The organism is Bartonella sp. TS82HLJMH (genome assembly GCF_042193495.1).
In the GTDB taxonomy this organism is placed as follows: domain Bacteria; phylum Pseudomonadota; class Alphaproteobacteria; order Rhizobiales; family Rhizobiaceae; genus Bartonella; species Bartonella grahamii.
In genome coordinates this window covers 1-516 of sequence record NZ_JBHILU010000120.1, presented here as the reverse complement: position 1 = coordinate 516, position 516 = coordinate 1, and the positions used below count along the sequence as shown (strand labels likewise).

Sequence of the window (516 nt, the reverse complement as noted above, 5' to 3'; positions counted from 1 at the left end):
CTTCACTTTCCACCTCCAGACGTGTTGTGGCTGCTTTTAAAGCTTTTTCTGTTTGCTTTTTCTGTTCACTCTTTTTCCCAAGAGTAAATGCTCTTGCTAATGCAATAAAAAAAGCGGCTAAAGCCGCACCTGTAACCATCAGATTTCTTTTCATCCATAAGATCATAGGCGGTGCTCCTGAAAGCGTTTAGCAACAAAGAAAATGCCAGTACATGCGGCTAAAACCATAATGGTTGCCAAAGCCCATTGGATGGGGCCATTGCCTGCTAACAAACCACCAAGCCCAGAAAAAGAACCAATAATCGGTGCAAGCGCTTCTGCTTTGAGAAACCCTGTTGGTTGTTTCATTTCTACTGTTTGATAATTGGAGGAAACATAAGCCCCTTTTGCCCATAGCCCTGTTTCTGCTGCGCGCCGGTGTGCTAGACCTTCAAGACGCTTCCCGCCTGCTTTGGTCCATTTCTGTAGCTCGGCAGGGACAGCTTCATATTCACCTTGATTGAGTTTTTTTAACAG

1 protein-coding gene is annotated in these 516 nt (G+C 45.0%); it reads right to left on the bottom strand.

From position 1 onward, the window contains the following. Positions 1-162 precede the first annotated feature (162 nt). On the bottom strand, positions 163-516 hold a 354-nt coding region (locus tag ACFIKO_RS09580; RefSeq protein WP_375673950.1), incomplete at its 5' end, for a glycoside hydrolase family protein.